This window comes from Plesiocystis pacifica SIR-1 (assembly GCF_000170895.1).
In the GTDB taxonomy this organism is placed as follows: domain Bacteria; phylum Myxococcota_A; class Polyangia; order Nannocystales; family Nannocystaceae; genus Plesiocystis; species Plesiocystis pacifica.
Window position 1 is genome coordinate 99,974 of record NZ_ABCS01000007.1, and the last position, 19,265, is coordinate 119,238.

The 19,265-nt window shown below is 72.4% G+C and carries 11 protein-coding genes; 3 read left to right on the forward strand and 8 right to left on the reverse strand.

Annotated features, from left to right (window positions below):
• Positions 1-384: 384 nt before the first annotated feature.
• Positions 385-1,614 carry an RNA polymerase sigma factor gene (locus PPSIR1_RS45690; RefSeq protein WP_006969980.1) on the reverse strand — a complete coding sequence of 410 codons (1,230 nt, stop codon included), beginning with the start codon at positions 1,612-1,614 and terminating at the stop codon, positions 385-387.
• A gap of 198 nt (positions 1,615-1,812) precedes the next feature.
• Here PPSIR1_RS45690 and PPSIR1_RS05400 point away from each other — a divergent pair, with 198 nt between their 5' ends.
• On the forward strand, positions 1,813-2,277 hold the full coding sequence (locus PPSIR1_RS05400; RefSeq protein ID WP_006969981.1) for a deoxycytidylate deaminase: 465 nt from the start codon (positions 1,813-1,815) through the stop codon (positions 2,275-2,277).
• A gap of 9 nt (positions 2,278-2,286) precedes the next feature.
• Here the strand turns inward: PPSIR1_RS05400 and PPSIR1_RS41860 are convergent, their stop codons facing one another.
• Genes PPSIR1_RS41860 through PPSIR1_RS05415 form a run of 3 tightly spaced genes read right to left on the reverse strand, consistent with a single transcriptional unit; the run spans position 2,287 to position 6,392 of the window.
• Positions 2,287-4,095, reverse strand: coding sequence for a sensor histidine kinase (locus PPSIR1_RS41860; protein WP_006969982.1), 1,809 nt, complete (start codon positions 4,093-4,095; stop codon positions 2,287-2,289).
• On the reverse strand, positions 4,092-4,856 hold the full coding sequence (locus tag PPSIR1_RS05410; protein WP_045115445.1) for a response regulator transcription factor: 765 nt from the start codon (positions 4,854-4,856) through the stop codon (positions 4,092-4,094). The genes PPSIR1_RS41860 and PPSIR1_RS05410 overlap by 4 nt, the downstream gene beginning before the upstream one ends.
• A 21-nt stretch (positions 4,857-4,877) precedes the next feature.
• The gene (locus PPSIR1_RS05415; RefSeq protein WP_157595215.1) at positions 4,878-6,392 is read right to left on the reverse strand and encodes a hypothetical protein; all 1,515 of its coding nucleotides are present in this window, start codon (positions 6,390-6,392) and stop codon (positions 4,878-4,880) included.
• 58 nt (positions 6,393-6,450) lie between these two features.
• On the opposite strand from PPSIR1_RS05415, the gene PPSIR1_RS05420 reads away from it, so the two are divergent.
• Positions 6,451-7,266: a hypothetical protein gene (locus PPSIR1_RS05420; protein WP_006969985.1), complete on the forward strand. Its 816-nt coding sequence runs from the start codon at positions 6,451-6,453 to the stop codon at positions 7,264-7,266.
• Positions 7,267-7,322: 56 nt separating this feature from the next.
• Here the strand turns inward: PPSIR1_RS05420 and lysS are convergent, their stop codons facing one another.
• Positions 7,323-8,954 (reverse strand): lysine--tRNA ligase, encoded by a 1,632-nt coding sequence (gene lysS, locus PPSIR1_RS05425; protein WP_006969986.1) that lies wholly within the window; start codon positions 8,952-8,954, stop codon positions 7,323-7,325.
• Positions 8,955-9,018: 64 nt separating this feature from the next.
• On the opposite strand from lysS, the gene PPSIR1_RS05430 reads away from it, so the two are divergent.
• The gene (locus PPSIR1_RS05430) at positions 9,019-10,299 is read left to right on the forward strand and encodes a class I SAM-dependent rRNA methyltransferase (protein ID WP_006969987.1); all 1,281 of its coding nucleotides are present in this window, start codon (positions 9,019-9,021) and stop codon (positions 10,297-10,299) included.
• Here the strand turns inward: PPSIR1_RS05430 and PPSIR1_RS05435 are convergent.
• From PPSIR1_RS05435 to PPSIR1_RS41865, 3 genes are all read right to left on the reverse strand, one after another.
• Positions 10,296-16,025 (reverse strand): ATP-binding protein, encoded by a 5,730-nt coding sequence (locus PPSIR1_RS05435; protein ID WP_006969988.1) that lies wholly within the window; start codon positions 16,023-16,025, stop codon positions 10,296-10,298. The genes PPSIR1_RS05430 and PPSIR1_RS05435 overlap by 4 nt on opposite strands.
• Before the next feature lie 335 nt (positions 16,026-16,360).
• Entirely contained in the window at positions 16,361-18,340 is a 1,980-nt protein-coding gene (locus PPSIR1_RS05440; protein ID WP_157595216.1) for a hypothetical protein, read from the reverse strand.
• Positions 18,341-18,381: 41 nt separating this feature from the next.
• Positions 18,382-19,224, reverse strand: a complete 843-nt coding sequence (locus PPSIR1_RS41865; RefSeq protein ID WP_157595217.1) for a DUF952 domain-containing protein — start codon at positions 19,222-19,224, stop codon at positions 18,382-18,384.
• Positions 19,225-19,265: the final 41 nt, after the last annotated feature.

A 19,265-nucleotide genomic window follows, 5' to 3' on the forward strand; every position in this document is an offset into this window, starting at 1 on the left:
GCGTGCGTCGTCCTGGCTCGAGCGAGGACGCGGACGGAGGCAGGCTTCGCGAGGCCTGTTCGCATTTGCTCTCGCCCGCGCGCTCGCCTGCCTCGTCGCGGCGCCGGCCCGCGACCCGAGCACTGCGAACCGAGCGCTTCAGGTGTAGATCCCGAGGGCCAGGATCATCACGAAGGCGTCGCTGCCCTGGGGAAAGCCGCCGAGCATCATCGGGCAGTGGGCCGAGAACGGATCGTCGATGACGAGGCCGTCGAAGAACAGCTCCAGGTGACCCTCGAGGCTCCCGCGCAGGTAGGGGCCGAGCCTCTCCAGCTCCGGATACTCCTCCTCCTCCTCGACCCGCGAGTGAGTCGTCCGTCCTCGACGGCGAATACAGACAACGCCTCAGGCCGCGCACAGCTCGCGGCGCAGCCGCTGCCGCGCCCGGCTGATCCGCACCGACACGTTGCGCTCGGTGATGCCCAGGGCCTTGGCGATCTCGGCGTAGGACAGCCCGCGCAGGTGCAGGCTGATGGTCGACTCGAGGTTGTCGGGCAGCTTGGCCAGGGCGTCGAGCATGCGCCGGCGGTCGTCCTCGTGGAGCACGGCGGACTCGGGGCAGGTCTCGGTGTCGCGCAGCTCCTCGCCGTCCTCGAAGATCTCGAGGGCCGTGGGCCGGCGCTTGCGGAGGGTGCGAAAGCAGCTGTAGCGGGCGACGCGGTGGACGAAGGTCGACAGCGAAGACTCGCCGCGGAAGGTCGGGAGGGCGCGCCACAGGGCCAGGGCGATGTCCTGCTCGAGGTCCTCGCGCTCGGCCGGGGTGCGGCCGTAGCTGGCCGCGAGCCGGGAGATGCTCGAGCCGTGGGTCGCGAGCACGCTGGCGAGCTGCTGCTGCCGGCGGCGCATCTGGGCGACCTCGTCCTCGTCGTCCGCGTCGTCGATGGCGTTGGGGTAAAAGCCGGGCCGACCAAAGCGGGGCGCCGGCGTCAGGCCGACGAAGCCCGCCGCGCCCACGCGGTCTGCCCCGCCCGCGCGGTAGCCCGCGCCGGGGTTGGCCGCGGCGAGGCGCTCGTCGAAGGACCACATCAGGCCCGCGAGGGCGCGGACGAGCTCCTGCGGTCGGTTCTCCCCGCCAGTGACCAAGGCCTCGCGCACGGCGTCGGCGTCGACCCCCAGGCCCGCCAGCAGCTCGTGCTCTTCGGCGGACAGGCCCTGCGCCGTGTCGAGCCAGTCCCACACCTGCCGGCGCGTCTCGACCAGGGCGCTGTAGTCCGCGAGCTGATCGTCGATGAACAGGCTGCGCCACCCGGGCTGGGGCTCGGCGACCTCCTCGGGCCACCACTGCGCCTCCTCGCTGCGCTCGCGCAGCTCGAGGGCCAGGGTCCGCGTCTGCCGAACCAGCGAAGCCATGCCGCGGCTCAGCCCGTCGACGCACACCGGGCGGTCCGGATCCTCGAGCACCCGCTTGACCCCGAGCCAGGCCGGGAGCATGCGCAGCAGCCAGTTCGCCGACGAGCGCAGCATGGTCAGGCCGCGCAGCGCCGGGAAGAAAGCCACCGCGAAGGTCACGCAACCCAGGACGTAGATCGCTTCGCCGAGGAGGGGGATCTGCGGGAGAGGCGCGAGGGGTTCCATGCAGGGATACGGTGTCCGGAGACCCCAAAACCCTACATGGAAATCCAAAAAGATCGATTGCTTGGCTCCAATGGAGGTCTGCGGGCCCGATACACTGTTTCTGCTCGGCCCCTCCCGAGCTCCCAAAACCCGGCGGCCCGTCGCGTTCCCCGCTCGAAAGCGCGCTCTAGTACCGCGAAGCTGGCTATCATCACCGCGATGAGCCTCAAGTGGGACCGCCGCTTCCTCGAACTCGCCCGGCACATCTCCGGGTGGAGCAAGGACCCCTCGACGCAGGTCGGCTGCGTGGTCGTCGGCCCCGACCGGGAGATCCGCAGCGCCGGCTTCAACGGCCTGCCCCGGGGCATCGAGGACAGCGCCAAGCGCCTCCAGGACCGGGCGCTCAAGTACCCGCTGATCTGCCACGCCGAGGAGAACGCGATCATGCACGCCGCCCGCATCGGCGTCGCGCTCAAGGGCTGCACGGCCTACGTGACCTGGCCGCCCTGCACCCGCTGCGCTCGCTCGCTGATCCAAGCCGGCGTCGACGAGGTCGTGTTCCCCGGCCCCATCGAGATCCCCGACCGCTGGCGCGAGGACTTCGACATGAGCCGGGGGATGTTCGAAGAGGCCGGCGTGGACATCCGCGAGGTCGCCCTGGAGCCCGCCCCTGCCCCCGGCTAGCTGAGGTGGTTACCGAAGCGGCAGCTCGACGTGAACCTCGAGGCCGCCGCCTTCGCGGTTTCGGGCCCACACGCGGCCCCCGAGCTCCTCGACCAGGCCGCGGACCACCGCCAGGCCGATGCCCGTGCCCTTGCGAGCCTCGGCGTGCGCCGCCTCGGCGCGGACGAAGGCCTGGAAGATGCGCGGGAGCGTGGCTGGATCCACGCCCGGTCCCCGGTCGGCGACGCTCAGGGTGAGCCCCCCGCCCTCGCTACGTGCGGACAGCTCGACCTCGCCCGCGCCGTGCTCGAGGGCGTTGTCGACGAGGTTGGTGAGGATCTGCGCGAGGGCGTCCCGCGGGAGCGCGAGGTCGGCGAGCGCGGGCTCGAGCTCCGCCCGCAGCTCGACCCCCGCGGCCTCGATCTGCGGGGCCATGCGCTCGCGCAGCTCGTCGAGGAGCCCGCCGAGTTCGGCCACCTCGGCCCCCGGTCCGGCCCCGGCCCCGTCCCCCGCCTTGGCGCGCTCGATCCGGGACAGGGTCAGCGCGGCCTCCACCAGCCGGCTCAGGCGCTCCGCCTCGCGCCGGATCGTCCCGTGGTAGCTGCGCCGCCGCTCGGGGTCGGCGACCATGCCCTGCTCGAGCATCTCGCTGTACATGCGGATGCTGGTCAGCGGCGTGCGCAGCTCGTGGGTGACCGCGGCGACGAAGCGCTCGCGGGCCTCGGCCTCGAGGATCAGCGTCGCCAGGGTCCGCTCGATGGCCACGAGGCCGGCGAAGGTGGCCAGGAGCAGGGCGAGCGCGAGGGCCAGGTTGACCCGCGCGCCCGGGTCGGCCAGGGCTCGCGCCGGTCCCAGCTCCACGGCGACGGGCAAGCCCGAAAAGGGCGGCGAGAGGGCGTGGACCCAGCGGCCCAACGCCGCGTCGCTGGGGCCCTCGGGGGACCAGTCCAGGCTCAGCCGCGAGCCGAGCTCGGCCTCGGCCTCACCCAGGAGCTCGGACTCGAGCCAGGCCTCGAGGGCGCGCCGGTCGACGACCACGCCCTGCACCCAGACCTGCTCGCCGATGGTCACGGTCCGCAGCAGCCGCAGGTGCTCGGCGCTCGGGGCCTCGACGGCGAAGGTCGTGGTGCGCACGTCGAGGTCGTCGCGGGGCGGCTCGAGCTCGGCCCCAATGCCGACGCCGCCTTTGTTCCCCAGCGCGTCTCCATTGAGGAAGTTCCCGAGCTGGGCGATGTCCGGGTCGAACTTGGCCTGCTGGTTTTGGACGACGTCGTTGCGCCGGTTTTGGGCCTGCTGCTCGATCGCCTGCTGGATCTCGAGGTCGGCCAGGGCCTCGTTGGCGCGCTGCTGGACCTGGACCGGCTCGTTCGCCGCCGCCAACATGGGGCCCTCGGCGCCGCCAAAGCGCCCGCCGCCGGGCTCGAGGTCCGCGCTCAGGGGCCGGAGCATGGCGACCCGCGACGCGTCCGCCATGGGGCTGGCGAAGCTCCCGTCGGGCTCGATCTGGAAGTAGCCGAGGACGAAGTCGCGCTCGGGCGCGGCGGCGAGCGGCGAGGCCACGGCCGCCTCGCCCTGCCGGGGCACCCACTCCTCGCGCCACTGCACGAAGGGCCGGGCCTGCTCCTCGGCGACGAAGCGACCGAGGCTGGTGTCGAGCTCGCCGACGATGCGCATGGCCAGGGCCTCTCCGCGCAGGCGCTGCTCCGCCCGGGCGTCCTCGAGGGAGCGGAGCACGAGCGCGCCCAGGCCGACGCTCAGACCCAGGGCCGCGAGGCTGAGGATCGCCCGGATCCGCCGCAGCCGTCGACGGCCAGGGCTGAGCGCCTCGCCCTCGTTCACGGACGCGCCTCTTTGCCGGGCTCGCGCAGCCGATAGCCCACGCCGCGCACGGTCTCGATGGGCGAGGGCTGGCCCGGGAAGAGCTCGGCCAGGCGCCGGCGCAGCTTGACCACGTGCATGTCCACGCAGCGCGTCTCGAGCTTCTCGGCGCGCTCGTAGCCCCACACCTCGCGGAGCAGATCGACCCGCGGGACCACGCGGTGGCGCTCGCGGGCGAGGTAGGTCAGCACCTGCAGGTCGCGGGCGGTGAGCTCGATGCAGCCCTCGCCCGCGCGAGCGCGCAGGTTGTCGAGGTCGAGCTCGAGCGCGCCCACGCGCAGGGTCTCGGGGGCGCCCGCGTCGTCGACAGCGGCCGGGCTCCCGTCCCCGCCCGAGCCCTTGGCGCTGCGCCGCAGCAGCGCGTCGATGCGCGCGCGCAGGACCGAGAGCGAAAAGGGCTTGGCGACGTAGTCGTCGCAGCCGCACTCGAAGCCGCGCAGCACGTCGGCCTCGCGCCCGCGGGCGGTGAGCATCATGATCGCCTGCCCCGGACGAGCCTCGCGCAGCGCCGCGCACACGGAGAAGCCGTCGCGGCGCGGCAGCATGACGTCGAGGATGACCAGCTCGTAGGCGCCCGTCAGCGCCTCTCGCAGCCCGGCCTCGCCGTCGCCCACGCCTCGGGGCCGGTGGCCGTGGTAGGCGAGCAGGTCGCAGATCCCCTCACGGATCGCCCGCTCGTCCTCGACCACCAAGATGGCGCTGCTGGCTCGGCCCCGACTCACACCGCCCAGCATAGCAAGGCGTCACAAGTTCGCCCGTACGCTGGGCAGCCGCATCTTCCACAGGAAGCCGTCGAAGTAAAAGTGGATCATCGACTGGTAGATGCCCCAGTAGGTCAGCCACACCGCGGTGCGGTAGCCGAGCAGCTCGGGGCGATCAGCGTCCGGCGCGATGTAGCGACCCCAGTACTTGAGCAGGGCGATGGCCACGGCGAAGGCTACGACCATGCCCAGGTAGAACACCACCGGGTGACGCAGCAGCGCGCCCAGGGTTGGCCGGTGGGTCAGCGGCCGGTGGTAGCGCTTGCGCTGGAAGGCCCACACGAACACGCAGTACTCGAGGGCGTGGCTGAAGGCGAAGGCCATGTAGACCTTGATGGGGTCGAACACGAAAAAGCACAGCGCCAGGGCCGTGGTCCCGCCGACCATCCACAGCCGCGGGGCCGAGCGCAGGCCGTGAGCCTCGCGCTCGCGGTGCAGCCACAGGATGTGGATCACCACGACCAGGCCCACGGTCACCGGTATGGTCACCGGCATGGCCTGCTCGAGCAGCGAGATGAAGCCGGGCAGCACGGCCGAGGCGTCGTCGAAGTAGTCGACCGCGATCTCCCGGTACATCGGCCCGAGCCACGCGAAGTAGAGCGGCAACCAGCACAGCACCAGGGCCTTGTCGAGCCACGCCGGCGCGGCCCCGCCGGCCTTGGCGTTGTACATGCGCAGGATCCCGAACTTCTGCATGTAGACGTGCCAAAAGTTCCACAGCGCCGCGAAGCTGCCGACCGCCGCGAGCACGGCGTCGAGGGAAACCTCGCTCAGGGTCGAGCCGGCGAGCAGCACGACCCCGAGGATCGCCACGATGATCCCCGAGGCGACGAAGCCCCGCCCGCCGGACACGGCGATGGCCTGCTCCTTGCCAGCCTCAGTCTCGGCTGGCGCCGTCTTGGCCAGGGACAGCCGCCGCCAGTCGATCCAGGTCGAGGCCCCGAGCGCGGCGGCGTAGAACCACCACCCGCCGTCGATACCCTGCACCCCGAAGGTCAGCCCACCCGCGACGCCGTAGGCCGCCCCGAGCAGCGGCAACAAGTGACGCAGGGGCGTCGCGTCCGGGCCCCCGTCGCGGCGCATGATCTGGACGAGCAGCACGACCCCCGCCCCGATCGCGCACAGGCCCCCAGCGCCGAGGGTCAGATCAGAGCGGACCAGCGTGGGGCTGGCCGCGAAGGCCACGAAGAACAGGGCCGGGAGCAGCCAAAAGCGCGCGGGGTAGCGCTCGCGGACCTGGCTGTCGAGGTAGACGTAGGGCAGGCCGAAGTGGCGGTGCAGGTCGGTGATCGCGATGACCGCCAGGTAGACCCACAGGTAGTCCGCGCGGGCCGGCCCGAGCAGCAGCAAGGGCACGAGCACCCACACCCAGCTCAGGGCGTAGGCGGACAGATCGACCAGCGGGGAGATGTGCCAGCCCTCGACGCGCTCGTCGGGCTCGGGGAGGCGGAGGGCGGCGGGCAGACCCATGGCCGCGACCTTAGCAGCGGCGGACACCGGCCTGTAATCGCCATCGCTCACGCGGGGGAATCTGCACCGGGCACCGTCCGTCTCCATGTCCATGGTGGCTCGCCTCGGCCCTGCGCTCGTCTGCCTCGCCCTCCTCGCTTGCTCGGGAGGCAGCGCCAGCACCGGGGCAGAGCACGAGCCGCCCGCCGAGGACGCAGCGCCCGTCGACGCGCCCTCGGCGTCCGCGTCGCAGGGCCCGACTCTCACGGCTGAAGTGGACGCGAAGTCGGACCCCGCCGTCGAGCTCGCGCGGCGCCTCGACGCGCGCCTGGCCCTGGGCTTCGATCGGCGCGCCGCGACCACCGTCGCCGGGGACCAGCTCGAGTGGTGGTTCAACGCCGACGAGTTCGGGGCCGTGGTGCTCGTCGCCCGCGACCACGACGGGGCGCTGCTCGCCTACGAGGAGGCCCAGCTGAGCAGCTCCGCCCGGCCCTTCTTCGCCGGCCAGCGCTACCTGGCCTTCGGCGCCCACGACCCCGACGGCGAGGTCCACTCGGGCCTGCTGATCGTCTGGGACGCCGAGACCGACCGCTTCCGCCGCTTCGAGGCGCCCACCCGCGAGGTCCACGGGGACATCGCCATCCACGACGGCAAGCTCTACCTCGGCGCCTGCAAGACCCCCGCGCCCCTGGGCTTCATCGACCTCGAGAGCGGCGAGGGCAAGGCCTTCGAAGAGCCCGGGCTGCAGTCGCCCGCGTTCTACCTCGACGGCAACGATCTGGTCATCCAGACGCGGGTCCAGAGCAAGAACAAGCCCTGGTTCACGGTTCAAGGCGGCGAGCTGGTCGAGCGAGAGCAGCGGACCAGCGAGGCCCTCGTCTCCCTCGAGCAGCCCTTCGCGTCCATCGCGGTGACCCCCTGACGCTCGGCGGCGGCGAAGCGCCCCCGGGCTCGAGTCAGGGCAAAGTCAGAGTCGGCTCAGAGCCCGCCCTCGAGCAGGCCGATGGCCCGCTCGATGCCCATGACCGTCATCAGCGAGGTCAGCTTGGGGCCCTTTTCGCGGTCGAGGATCAGGTCGTAGACCACCGGGAAGAACTGCTTGGGTCCGAGCTCGAGGCCCTCGAACAGAGTCTTCATCACGGGGATGAGCTCGGCCTCGCTCGCGCTCGGGTTGGCCTTCAGCGCGGTGACCAGGCGCTCGAGGGCGACCTTGGCCTCGCCCTCGAGGCTGCGGCGGATCGGCTCGCGGCGGATCCGGTAGCGGAAGGACTCGGGGGCGTGGTCCTCGATCCAGTTCCACACGCAGCGCGCCCGCTGGTCGAAGAGCGCCCGCTCGCGCTCGGTGTTCAGCTCGCCCGTGGCCTCGTAGTGGCTCCGGGCCCGGTCGATGTCGCCGTCGTAGATCTGCAGGATCACCGACAGCGGCCGGAAGCTGGGCTGGAATGGCGGAGTGGTCCCGGCCTCGATGCGCTCGCCCGCCGGGTCGGCCAGGTCGAGGGTGCGCCGCGCGACGGTCCGCTTTTTGTCCTTGCGCCCGCCGTCGAGGGCCTCGTGGGCCAGGCGCACGGCCCGGTCGTAGTCCTCGTAGAGCTTGAGCACGTCGAGGTCGAAGCTGATCGCAAACTCGGTGTTGGGCCGGTAGGCGGCGAACAGCCAGCGCAGCATCTTGGGCTCGTAGACCCGCAGGCAGGTCTCGACGGTGACGACGTTGCCCGAGGAGCTCGAGATCTTGCCGCCCATGCCCTTGATGGACACGAAGTCGTAGGCGACGTAGGCCGGCGCCCAACCTCCGTAGACCTGATCGACGATCTGCTTGGCGGTGTCGTAGCTGCCGCCCTCGGAGCTGTGGTCCTTGCCGCCGGGCTCGAACATCACCTGCTCCTCGGCCCAGCGCATCGGCCAGTCGATGCGCCACAGCAGCTTGACGTCGCCGCCCTCGCGCAGGTCAAAGGCGCCCTCGCGGCCCGTGGACTCCACGCGGTAGCGCACGGTCCAGCCCTCGTTCTCCTCGGGGTCCCAGGTGAAGCTCAGGTCGTCGCGGCCGGTCTCGGGGTCGAAGCCGGCGATCGGCAGCCAGCTCTCGGGCAGGGGCTCGCGGCGGTACTGATCGAGGATCGCCTTGATCGCGGCGGTGTTCTGAAGGGCCTTGCGGATGCCCTCGGCGTAGGCCCCGGCGCGGTAGCGCTTGGACTGGCGGATGAACTCGCAGTCGATGCCCAGCGGCTCGATGCTGCGCTCGAGCGCCGCGATGTTGTTGGACGCGTAGCTGTCGAGCTCGCCGTAGGGGTCGGGGACGTCGGCGATGCTGCGGCGCAGGTTGTCCGTCAGCATGTCCTGCTGCGGCATGCCCTTGGGCACCTTGCGGAACACGTCGAAGTCGTCCCAGGAGTAGATGAAGCGGACCTTCTTGCCCTGCTCGCCCAGTCGATCACGCAGGGCGCGGGCGACGAGATCGACGGTGATGATCTCGCGGAAGTTGCCGACGTGGACCACCCCGGAGGGGGTGATGCCCGCGGCGACGGTGTAGAGCTCGGCCTCGGGGTGCGCGGCGATGGTCCGCGCCGCGGCGTGGTCGGCCCAGTGGGACAGATAGGGATCCGGCTGTGCCATGGGGTCGAGAGCATGATCGATCCCCCCTTGTCTGTCGAGCGTCCGCGGCCGACACTCGCGCATCGTGGCGAGCCGAGCCAAACACGGCCGGGGGCGCGGACCCTCGGGCAAGGGAGGGCCCCCGCGGGGCTCTGGGGGCGCGAACACCCGGCACCGGGTCAAGCTCGCCAAGGCCCTCGAGCGCGCCGTGGGCCAGGGCCACCCGTGGATCTTCCGCGACGCCCTCGACGAGCGCTTCGCACGGCTCCCGCCGCCGGGCACGGTCGTCACCGTCCTCGACCGCCAGGGCCGCTTCCTGGCCCGCGGCCTCGCGGAGTCTGGGCCCATCGGCGTGCGCGTGTTCACACGCCGAGACCGACCCGTCGACGCCGCGCTGATCGCCGAGCGCCTCGACGCCGCGCTGCTCTTGCGTGACCGCTTCGCCCCCGCCGACACCGACGGCCTGCGCCTGGTCCACGGCGAGGGCGACCGGCTGCCCGGGGTCGTCTGCGATCGCTACGCCGACCACGCCGTGCTCCGCCTCGACGGCGAGGCCATCGAGGGCTGGCGCGCCGTGATCGAAGACCGCCTCGCCCAGCGCCTGCGCGCCCGCGGGGTCTCGGCGTTCCTGCGCCGCCAGGGCAAGGGCGAGCAAAAGCGCGTCGAGCCCATCTACGGCCGGCTGCCCAGGGCGCCCATCGTCATGCGCGAGCACGGCATGGACCTGCTGGTCGACCTGGTCCACGGGCAAAAGACCGGCATGTTCCTCGACCACCGCCCCAACCGCCGCAGCGTCCGGGCGCGGGTCGCCAGCTTGGTCGCGGCCGGCGTCGCGGCGCCGCGGGTCGTCAACCTGTTCGGCTACACCGGGGGCTTCTCCATCGCCGCGGGCCTCGGCGGGGCCGCCGAGGTGGTCACCGTCGACGTCGCCGCCCCGGCCCTCGACCTGGCCACGCGCTCGTGGCAGCTCAACGCCCTCGAGCCCCACCGCCACCGCGCCGCCCCCGTCGAGGTCGAGCGCTGGCTGGCCGAGCAGCGCGAGCGGGCTCCCTTCGACCTGGTCATCGCCGATCCGCCCAGCTTCGCCCCGCGCAAGAGCGCCCGGGACAAGGGCCTCGCCGCCTACCGAGCCCTGCACACCGCCGCCTTGCCGATCGTCGCCGACGGCGGGCTCTACCTGGGCGCCTCGTGCTCGAGCCAGGTCGACCGCGCCGCCTTCGAGGACACCCTGCTCAAGGCCGCGCGAGCGTGCAAGGTCGAGCTGCAGGTGCTCGAGCGCAGCGGGGCCGGCTTCGACCACCCCGTGCCCCTGGGCTTCTCCGAGGGCGAGTACCTCGTGGCGACCCTGTGCCGGGTGCACCGCTAGTCCTGGTACTCGCCCGGCATCACCACCGGCAGGTCGAGGTGGAAGGTCGTGCCCTCCCCCGGCTTCGTCTCGACCCACAGCTCGCCGCCGTGATCCCGGGCGATGCCGTGGCTCAGCGAGAGCCCCAGGCCCGTGCCCTGGTCGCGTCCCTTGGTGGTGAAGAAGGGGTCGAAGATGTGGGCGAGGACCTCGTCGGGGATGCCGGTGCCGGTGTCGGTGACCGAGAGCCGGACCCAGCGCGGGTCGCCGTCGGGGTCCTCGTCTGGATCGCGCGCGTCTTCGTCGAAGCCGACCAGGATCGGCGAGACCCCCGAGGTCTCCTTGTTGGGCTTGTCGCCCTTGGTCAGCCCGGCCTTGGACTCGGGGCCCTCGCCCTCGACCAGCGTCTCCGAGTCCTCGTCGGGCTCGGGCTCGCCGCGGACCCGGACCGCGGCCGCGCTGAGCCGGATGATCTTGCGCTCGTCGTGGCCCTTCCAGCGCTCGTTGATCGCGTCGCGGGCGTTGGTCACCAGGTTCATCACGATCTGCTGGATCTGCTGGCTGTGGCACAGCACCTCCGGCAGGTTGATGGGGATCTCGTTGCGCAGGTCGATCTGGTCCTTGCGCAGGGTGCTGCGGATCAGCGACAGGGTCGAGCCGACGATCTTGCTGATCTGCGTGGGCGTGCGCTTGGGCGCGTTGTCCCGGCGCGAGAAGGCCAGCAGGTCGCGGACGATGGTCGCCACGCGCTCGGCCTCGCCGGCGATCTCGCCCGCGAACTCGCTGACCAGCTCGGGCTCCTCGCGGCTCATGCCGAGCAGCTCGGCGTAGTTGAGGATGCCCTGGACCGGGTTGTTGATCTCGTGGGCGACGCCGCTGGCCAGGGTGCCGATGGACTCGAGGCGCTGCTGCTGGCGCAGCTGGGCCTCGAGCTCGAGGCGGCGCGCGTCGGCGTTCTTGCGCTCGGTGATCTCGGTCGCGATGACCATGACCCGGCGCGGCTCGTCCTCGATCTCGATGGGCGCGATGTGGGCCTCGTACCAGCGCCGCGTGCCCTTGCCCCGCCCCGAGGAGGCCGCCTTGGTGATGCAGATCTCGGCCTCGCCCCGGCGGCCCTGCTCGAGCGCGGCCTCGATCGCGCCCTCCCAGACCTCGACGCTCTCGTCCTCCATCGCCGGGGCCTGCCCGGGCACCCAGCCCGGCAGCGGGCGGTTGACGAAGGTCAGGTCGCCGTGGTCGTCGAGCAGCGCGATGATGTCCGGGGCGCCGTCGACCAGCGAGCGCCACTGGACCTCGCTGCGGCGCAGGGCCCGGTAGAGGTTGGCGTTGTCGAGGGCGCCGCCGGCCTGAGCAGCCACGAAGTCGAGCACGCCCAGGCGGTCCTCGCTGAAGCAGGACGCCGACTGGCGGTTCTCGAGCACCAGCGCCCCGAGCCGGCGCTTGCCCTTGCCGATCGGCATGCACAGCAGCGAGCGCACCCCCGTCCGGCTGATGTAGGAGTCCGAGGCGAAGCGCACGTCGACGCGGGCGTCGTCGAGGACCACGGTCTTGTCGGTGCGGATCACGTACTCGACGACGGAGACCGGGACCATGGCCGCGGCGCTGCCGAGCTCGAGGGGCGGGACGATGGTCTGGACCCGCCGGCTCATGCCGCCCAGGGCCGCCAGGCACAGGCCGTCCTCGGTCTCGACCAAGAGCGCGCCGCGGTCGGCCCCGGCGTTGGTCATCGCCGCCTCGAGCACCTTGCAGATCACCGCCTCGGGGTCGAGCTCCTCGGAGATCGCGGTCAGCGTGGTCGTGATCGTCTCGAGGTCGAGGGCCAGGTTCGCGTGGCGGTTGCTGCTCGAGCCGCGGCCCTTGGCCCGCCGCGTGGGGATGGCGTCGTTGTCGTTGAGCCCGAACTGGTCCTCGAGCTGGCGCAGCTTGGCCCGCGCGCCCCACAGCCGGTAGAGCTCCCAGGCCTCCTGGCGCGGCCCCTGGGCGAGCACGGCGTAGGCCCGGCGCTCCATGTGGGCGGCCATGCGCTCGCAGGCCAGGGCCGCGACGTAGAGGCACCCGCGGACGTTGGCCTCGGCCCGGGTCTGCTCGTAGAGGCCCATGGCGCGCTCGTCGTCGCCGTCGAGGACGGCGAGCTCGGCGGCCACGAAGTCGCGGTAGTGGCCGAAATTGTGCGGGCTGTCGTGGGCCCAGCGCTGCAGCAGGTCGAGCTGCTCGACGATCACCCGGCGGCGTCGACGGTGGCCCCGGCCGTCGAGCTCGGCGCCCTCGCGCTCGAGCTCCATGGCCGTGGCCAGGGCGTAGAGCAGGGCCGCCCGCGGGGTCGACCACGAGCCGCGCAGGACCTCGGCGAAGTCGGTGATGCGCAGGCAGTAGGCGAGCGCGGCCTCGGCCTCGCCCATGATCAGGTGGAACATCGCCCGGACCACGCAGTTGGCGTAGAACCACACCCGGTTGTCCGTCTCGGGGTCGAACTCGCCGGGCTCGACGGGCACGACCCGCGGGGTGTCCTCGTCGCGCGCGAGCTCCCCGAATTCGGCGTCGAGGTCACCGACCAGGGCCGCGAGCAGGCTGCCGTTGACCCGAAAGATCTCGGAGATGCCCTTGGACAGCCGCGCGCCGATGTCCTGGTGGACGCGCTGGGTGAACTCCAGCAGGCCGCGCAGGTCCGTCCCGACCTCGGGGTGCACGCTCAGGCCGAGGGCCGCGACGTAGCCCGCGTTCTCGAAGTCGCCGATCACCAGCGCCCGCTCGTAGGTCACGTCGAGGCGGGCGACGCAGTCCTTGTAGGGCCGGCTCATGTGCCACACGAACAGCGCCCCGCCCATCTCGGCGCGCACGGCCGAGAGCGTGGGCTGCTCGCCGTCGACCAGCGCCATGGCCTGGTCGGCGAGCGCCCCCGCAGGCACGGGCCGACGCAGCACCCAGCCCACCGCCATGGCCAGCTGGGCGAAGGCCGAGCCGGTCCCCGGGTGCTTGCCGTGGTCGAGGAACAGGCGGACCTGGAAGGCCGTCAGCTCCGCGAACAGCAAGGGCGCGACGATGTAGCTCGAGGTCACCAGCGCCGAGCTGATCTCCATGGCCGCGCACGCGACCGGGTCCGTCATGCTCGGCCACTCGCCCAGCTCGACCTCGCTCAGCTTGCGCACGCCCATCCACGCGCGGACCACCGAGACCAGCACGCGGACCCGGCTCGGCTCGCGGTTGAGCTTGAAGCCGCACTCGGCCAGGCCGCGCAGGCCGACCTCGAGGGCCGCCGCCGCCTCGCCCTGGAGCACCAGCAGGCGCGTGCGCTGGGCGACCAGCTGGGCGCGCTGGACCGGGCTGAGGGCCCAGCCGCCGAGCTCCTCGAAGATCGAGGTCGCGACGTCGGCGCGGCCCGAGAGCGACAGCGCGAGGGCCCGAGACAAGGTGATCTCGAACAATCGATCGTCGATCGCCTCGGCCGAGGGCCGGCGCTCGTGGAGCACCTCGAGGGCCATGTTGAGCGCGCTCATGGCCATGTCGTAGGCGGCCAGCTCGAGGCAGCACTTGCCCGCCTCGAGCTGCAGCGCGACCAGGCGCGCGCGGCTGTGCTCGTCGTGGTCGGCGTGGGCGCGGCTTTGGCCCAGGTAGTGCACGGCCGTGAAGAACTCGAGCCGCGTCGGCTCGCCCTCGAGCAGGGCCCGGCCGCGGCGGGTGTAGAGCTCGCGCCGCGTCGTCGCGCTCATCTGGTTGACCGCGAACTCGCGGACCCGGGCCCGGCGAAAGCGGTAGCCGGTGCGCGTGGCGAGGAGCAGGTCGTCCTCGAGCAAGGGCTGGAGCAGCTTCAGGGTGTCCCGCGGCGCGCGATCGGTCGCGACGCACAGCTCGTTGAGGTCGAAGGCCGAGCCCAGGCACGCGGCCTCGCGCAGCAAGGCCGCCGAGTCCCGCGGCAGGTCGCTGACCCGGGCGTCGATCAGCCCGTAGATGTCCGCGGGGATCGACGCGGTCTCGAACTCCTCGAGGCTCCACCGCCAACGCGACTGACCAGCCCCTCGCTCCTCGTCCACGAGCACGCGCTCGAGCAGGCCCATGCGCAGCAGGTGCTCGAGCAGCAGGAACACGAACTCGGGGTTGTTGGAGGTCCGCGAGGTGATGAAGCGGGCGAAGTCCTCGTCGCGGATGCCGAGCATGGCGTCGAGGAACTCGGTCACCGCCGAGTCCGTCAGCGCGCGCAGGTCGACGGCCCGGCCGTTGCGCTCGCGGTTGCGCAGCGCCGCCGCGAGCACGCGGATCGGGTGGCCCTCGTGGACCGCGTCGCGCCGGCTCGTGCACACGAACAGGGTCGAGCCGCAGTCGCTGCGGTCGAGCAGGATGTTGAGCAGCTCGAGGCTGCCCGAGTCCGCCGAGTGCAGGTTCTCGAGGATCAGCGCCAGGTCGCCCAGCTCGGCCAGGCAGCCCAGCAAGCGCGCGAGGGCGAGGTGGAAGCGGTTGCGGGCCTCGTTGAGGCTCATCGCCGCCGGCTCGGCCACGGGCTCGTCGAGCAAGCGGCGCAGGTTGGGCAGGTAGTCGACGAGCACCGCCGCGAGGATCCCGACGCGCTCGCGGACCAGGACCTCAAAGCGCCCGAGCTCCTCGTGGCCGAGGAGCAGCTGGCCGATGGCGTCGTCGATGGCCGCGAACCAGCCGGCGTAGGGGACCGCCCGGTTGCCCTCGAAGCTCCCGCGACCGAGCAGGCCGCGGCGCTGGATCATCACGTCCTCGAGCTCCTCGGTCAGCGCCGACTTGCCCGAGCCCGAGGCCCCCGAGAGCAGCACCACCCGCGGCCGATCGCCCCGCGCCGCCCGCTCGAGCTCGCTGGTCAGCAAGGTCAGCTCGCGCTCGCGGCCGTGCAGCGCCCCCGAGAGCGCCGGCAGCTCGAGCACGTCGGCGACGCCCAGCTCGAACTCGACCTCGGCCAGCTCCGTGCCCGCGTCGACCTCGGCCTTGAGCCGGCGCAGGTCCGCGGCCACCCCCACGGCGCTGTGGTAGCGGTCCTCGGGCTGCTTCTCGAGCAGCTTCATGACCAGACGATCGAGGGCCGGCGGCAGCTCCGGGCGGTGCAGGTTGGGCGGCTCGGGGGTCTCGAACAGGTGCGCGTCCTCGAGCTCCTCGGCGGAGTCGCCCGCGAAGGGCGGGACGCCCGTGAGCAGCTCGTAGAAGGTCGCGCCGAGGGCGTAGAGGTCCGTGTGCGGCCCGGGTTGATGGCGCGTGCGACCGCTGAGCTCGGGCGCGGCGTAGCGGACCATGTTGGCGTAGAGCTCGATGTCGTCGGGGTCGAGGAGCTCGTGCTCGATGGCCGCCGCGGTCCCGAAGTCGAGGACGTAGACCTCCCCGCCGCCGTGGCCCACGCGGACCGAGGCCGGGCTCAGGGTCCACGCGAGCAGGCGCCGGGCGTGGAGCTGCACCAGGGCCTCGGCCAGCTCCCGGGCGACCGGCAAGAAGGTGTCCAGGGGCATGGCCTGGTTGGCGCTGAACTCCGAGAGGTCGACGCTCGGCACCCGCTCGGACAGCACGACCAGCTGCTCTCGGGTCTGCTCGACGCCGACGATCGGCACCACCCCGCGCAGCTCGTGGGCCCGGGCCAGCTCGCACTCGAAGGCGAGATGATCGCCGACCCCCGCCACGCTCAGGTCGAACACACGCGCGATCACCTCGAGCCCGTCATCGCGGACGGCCTCATAGGTTCTGGAGAACCGCGTTGCCCGGATGAGCTCGACGGTCGAGTAGCCGGTGATCGGCAGTCCCATGCGTGGATTGACCCTGCGTCAGGGTGTCCCTAGTTTTGGCATGAAAACCCGACCCACAGCTACCAAGCTGGCGTCAGCGTGCGATCTCGGGCGGCCAGACCGATCTTGAGGGTGGGGTCGTGCCCCATGCGCGTCATGCCCTGCGCGCCTCGATGATCGGCTGGTCATCTACCGCCGCCGCCCTAGGGGCAATGTGCACCGCCGTTCTCGGCCAGGAATGACCCACTGAACCACAAGTGCACTCTCGCCCCTCGGCGGGACCACGGGCCTCTTTGTGGTCCATGGCCAATGCCCTCGACGGGTGATGATCGATGGATCACCCACGCCCACACCCCTCACTGCTTGGGGGCAAAACGCTCGGACAGCTCTTCGAGCACCAGAGCGCGCAGCGTCGGCGAGGCGTCCTTGCGAGCCGCGAGCACGCGCAACTCGTGCGCGAGGCGGGCGCTGTCTTGACCGAGACCGAAGGACTCGCTGTGCGCCAGGGTGTTGCCCAGCGCCATGGCCAGCTGCACGCGCAGGTGATCGTCCGCCTCGGGGCCCGAGCCCAGCTCGCGGATCCGGGCGAGCAGCACCGCGCCCCGATCCCGATCGCCCCGCTCGAGGGCCATGCCGTGGTGGTTGACCAGCGCCATGATCAGCCGGCGAGGCAGCTCGAGCTGCCCCGGGTTGGCGCGGCACAGGGCCTCGAGCTCCTCGAGCAGCGCCTCGCTCGCGCGCAGATCTCCGCCGAGGACCTCGCTGCGCCGGGACGCGTCGACGTGGGCGTTGAACAGCGCCGTGGCGAGGTGACGCTGCAGCGCGGACGAGCCGAGGTGCTGGCGGGCGAGGGCGCGGAGCTCGACGAGCAGGGCCTGGGCGAGCTCCGAGGGCGCGCCGCCTCCCCCGCGGCTGTCGCCGGCGTCGACGTGGGCGTTGACCAGCATCTGGGCGAACAGCTCGACCATGCCGAGCGAGCCCCCCGCCAGGTCGACGAGGTTGCGGGCGCGGCTCAGCAGCAGCTCGGCCCGCACCCACTCGCCGCGGTCCCCGACCCGCGCGTGCGTGGTCACCAGCATGCGCAGGTGCTCCCGACGCAGGGCGAGCAGCAGCTCGACCTCGCGCTCGCTCCCGGCGCGCGGACCGAGCTGACGCTGGGTGCGCTGCTTGGCCCGAGCGCCTGCGTCCGCCTCGGCCTCGGTGTGGTGATCGAGGAGGCTGTCGGCCTCGGCCTGGAGGTACTCGCAGACCTCGTCGAGGCCGAGCTCCGCGGCGTTGAGGTGCACCTGCAGCAGCGCCTCGAGCAAGATGTGGCCGAGCTCGAGGTCGGCGGGGTGGCGCTCGTGGATCAGGCGCAGCTCGTTGAGGCCTCGCTCGGCGGCGCCCGGCAGACCGGCGCCGGCGCCCTCCGACTCCCACGCGCCCAGGCCAAACACGGCGACGTCCCGGAGCACCCGCGCGAGCTCCCGGACCAGGCTCGGCTCGCCCTCGCCGCGCGCTCGGACCAGCGCCCGCAAGGCCTCGAGGGCCGCGTCCGCGCGCTCGTCGGCGCTCTCGCCCGCTTCGTCTGCGTCCGCGTCCTCGTCCTCGTCCACGGCGGCGCTTCGATGGCGAGCGTGCGCGCGGCCCAGCGCCCGGGCGCGCTCGAGGTCGACGCGGCCGTCCTCGTGGGCCTCACCCAGGGCGCGGAGCCTGGCCAGCGCCTCGACCTCCCGGGCCGGGAAGGCGACGAGCTGCTCGCGCAGCGCCCGGGCGAGCTCTCGGGCCACGCGAAAGCCTCGATCGTGGCGCTCGAGCTGCTCGAGCTCGGCGAGGCTCTCCGCCACCCGAGCTTCGTCGCCGTCCTCGCAGCTCGTCGCGACGCGATCGGCGAGGAGCTCGGCCAGGGCCACGCGGCAGGCCGCCGCGGACGGGTCGAAGCGCGCCCGCATGCGCAGCTCCTCGAGGGCCGCCAGGCGCATGGGCTCGTCGTCGAGGAGCAGGCCGCCGCGGTGCGCGTTGAACAGCGCCGCGGCGAGTCGGTCTTGGAGCAGGTCCGGCGCGCCGCTGCCGTGCAGGCGCGCGCGGAGCTCGTCGAGGCGGCGCCAGGCTTCGCCCCGGTCGCCTCGCTCGAGGGCGAGGATCTGCGCGTCGAGCAGCGCGCCCGCGAGGGCGTCCGTGCACCGCCCGCGCCCGTCGGCCGCGAGCGCGCGCAGCTCCTCGAAGGCCGCCTCGATCGGCCCCTCGACGGCCTCGTCGGGCAGCTCGCGCAACAATCGGCGCAGGCGGTGGAGCAACCTGGTGGCGAGCTCGTCGCGCTCGCGCCCCGTCGGTCCCCCCTGCTCCGAACTGGCCATCCCAGGGAGTATACGGGGGATGGTCGGCACACGTCCGGAGGCTAGGCGTCCGCGCTGGGGTCCGGGCCGGTGTCGAGCACGAAGGCGATCGCCCGTTCGCGGCTGTCGAACACCGAGGCCGGAGCGGACGCGCCGACGTTGTGGTGGGCGAAGAACTGCCGCGTGCGCTCGCTGCTGCTCCACCGCGCGACCCGGGCGAAGGCCCGCGAGGTCAGCTTCTCGGCGAGCTCGCGATAGCGCCGCACCAGCTTGGGCGCGACCCACAGATTGTCCACGCCGATGACCAGCGGGATCTTCCCGCGACCTGCCGTCAGCGCCTCGAGCCGACGCTCGAGCTCGGCCTCCAGCGCGAGCATCCCGGCCTCGTCCTCGATGCGGGTCGCGCGGGGGTACTCGAGCAGAGCAATGCCCCGGGTGGGGTCCCAGACCACCCGCATCCACAGGGTCTCGATGCCGAGGTTCTCCCGCTCGCGCTCGCGCTCCGCCTCGCGGACCAGCGCCGCCGGCAGCCGATGCACGCCGCCCTCGCCGGGCATCAGGCGGACCGAGTCGATCACCGCGGACCGGGGGATCTCGCCGTAGTAGTGGGGGAAGCGCTCGTGGGCCCGGTCGGGGCCGCCGCGCTCGGGCGCCTCGAAGCGCAGGCTGCCGTCGAGGAGCAGCTCGACGTCGACGGTCAGCAGCACCAGGTCGTCGCGGCCCGCGAAGTGCCGGGCCAGCGTCGGCGCGACCTGGCTGATCGTCGACAGGTGGACGAAGCCGTCGCGGGCGTCGAGGCTCGTGGGCGGGAGCTCGCCCTCGTCCAGACAGCGCTTCCAATCCTCCACGCTCGAGATCCGATAGAGGAGCTCCCGCGCGCGGACGGAGGGTTCACGAGAGCGCATGGTGCCAGCTTGAACTTGGTGGTGGGCGGACATGGCCGAGA

What these genes read in the sequence shown, in the direction of transcription:
- PPSIR1_RS45690 (WP_006969980.1), bottom strand. Translation starts at nt 1,614, where the DNA reads ATGGAACCCCTCGCGCCTCTCCCGCAGATCCCCCTCCTCGGCGAAGCG.
- PPSIR1_RS05400 (WP_006969981.1), top strand. Translation starts at nt 1,813, where the DNA reads ATGAGCCTCAAGTGGGACCGCCGCTTCCTCGAACTCGCCCGGCACATC.
- PPSIR1_RS05420 (WP_006969985.1), top strand. Translation starts at nt 6,451, where the DNA reads ATGTCCATGGTGGCTCGCCTCGGCCCTGCGCTCGTCTGCCTCGCCCTC.
- lysS (WP_006969986.1), bottom strand. Translation starts at nt 8,954, where the DNA reads ATGGCACAGCCGGATCCCTATCTGTCCCACTGGGCCGACCACGCCGCG.
- PPSIR1_RS05435 (WP_006969988.1), bottom strand. Translation starts at nt 16,025, where the DNA reads ATGGGACTGCCGATCACCGGCTACTCGACCGTCGAGCTCATCCGGGCA.
- PPSIR1_RS05440 (WP_157595216.1), bottom strand. Translation starts at nt 18,340, where the DNA reads ATGGCCAGTTCGGAGCAGGGGGGACCGACGGGGCGCGAGCGCGACGAG.
- PPSIR1_RS41865 (WP_157595217.1), bottom strand. Translation starts at nt 19,224, where the DNA reads ATGCGCTCTCGTGAACCCTCCGTCCGCGCGCGGGAGCTCCTCTATCGG.